At 59.2% G+C, this 1728-nt stretch carries 1 protein-coding gene; it reads left to right on the forward strand.

The window, feature by feature from the left end:
- The first annotated feature begins 314 nt into the window (after positions 1-314).
- Positions 315-1652: a group II intron reverse transcriptase/maturase gene (gene ltrA / locus J8I34_RS33840; protein ID WP_209777871.1), complete on the forward strand. Its 1338-nt coding sequence runs from the start codon at positions 315-317 to the stop codon at positions 1650-1652.
- Positions 1653-1728: the final 76 nt, after the last annotated feature.

The raw sequence follows: 1728 nt of genomic DNA on the forward strand, positions 1-1728 counted from the left end.
AGGTTAACGAACCTGTTTCGGCGGGGTATGGCGGCGAGCCTGCACTAAAGTGGCGAAGCCTGGAAGCAACACAGCACGCTGTCGTGGCGGATAAAGCGGTGCGGTGGCGTACCACGTGGTTGAGGACGGAACGATAGGACGGTAGCACGAAGCAAGCGGGGAGACCTGCCGGCGAGGTGAACGCTGGCAGGAGTCAGAGTCCCGATAGTACTGCACACGGAAGAGTAAAGCCGTGGAGACCTGCGTCAGAGCAAAAGGCGCACTAGGGAAGCGGGGCAGGAAAGTTGATAGCAAAAGACCGGAAGGAAGCAGAGATGAAGATCGAAGCATCGCCAGTGTCGGAAACGACTAGACGAGATGCAAACGCGCTGGGAAGCTGCGTGCAGCGGAAATTCGCGTCAGCTTCAATCTGGACGGACGCTATGTTGGCTGCTCTACAAAACGGAGTTAAGGGAGGTAAATGGCACAGTCTGATTGACAAGGTTTTTCGCCTGGACACGCTCGCGCTGGGATGGGCTCAGGTCGAGAAGAACGCCGGGGCGGCGGGAGTGGACCGCATGAGCGTGAAGCGATTCGCGCAAGCGCGGGACCGCTATCTTGCTGAACTGGCGCATGCATTGCAGGACGGTAGCTATCGCCCGCAGCCGGTGCGGCGCGTCTACATACCGAAAGGTAAAGGACGTCGCCCGCTCGGGATACCCGCTGTGAAGGACCGCGTAGTTCAAGCGGCCCTGAAGCTGGTCATCGAGCCGATCTTCGAGCACGAGTTCGAGCCAAGAAGCTACGGCTTCCGCCCGGGCTTGGGATGCAAGGACGCGCTCCGAGAAGTTGACCAGCATGTGAAAGCGGGCTACTGCTGGGTGGTCGATGCTGACCTGCAAAGCTATTTTGACTCGATCCCACACCTGCCCCTTCTCGCGAGAGTGGCCGGGCGAATCGCGGACGGCCGGGTTCTGGAACTCATCCAGTCCTTTCTCAAGCAAGACATCATGGAAGACATGACGCGTTGGACGCCGACTTCTGGCAGTCCGCAAGGGGCAGTTATCAGCCCCCTGTTGGCAAATCTGTACCTGCACGAGCTTGATGTGGAAATGCGTCAGGCAGGGTTGGTCATGGTGCGCTACGCGGATGACGCCGTGGTGTTATGCCGCACGCGGGAGGAAGCAGATGATGCGCTCGCCCGTATGCGGGCTTGGGTAAAGACGAACGGCTTGACACTGCATCCCGACAAAACCCACGTTGGGGATTGTCGGTTGGAGGGTCATGGTTTCGAGTTTCTGGGTTACCGGTTCGAGGCGGGTCAACGGTGGGTGCGCAAGAAGAGTCTGATGGGGCTGCGGGATCGAATCCGTGCCCTGACCAAGCGCCACCGGGGCGATTCGATCGAGAGCATCATTGCGTCGATCAATCCGATCCTGCGAGGCTGGTTCGGATACTTCCGGCATGCCCACCGATACACCTTCTCGTCAATCGACGGCTTTGTTCGTCGTCGACTGCGAGCGGTCCTGCGCCGACAGTTACATCGTCCAGGTCAGGGTCGATGCTTTCGCGATCACAGTCGATGGCCAAATGCCTTCTTCGCCAATCTTGGGCTGTTCACGATGTACGAGGCTCATCAATTGGCGCGCCAATCCCGATGTGGAAACAACTGACTGGAGAGCCCGTCGCGGGAAAACCGCACACCGGGTTCGGAGGGAGGGGACGGCGAAAGCCGTTTCCTACCCCTAT

The organism is Cupriavidus phytohabitans, from assembly GCF_017815025.1.
In the GTDB taxonomy this organism is placed as follows: domain Bacteria; phylum Pseudomonadota; class Gammaproteobacteria; order Burkholderiales; family Burkholderiaceae; genus Cupriavidus.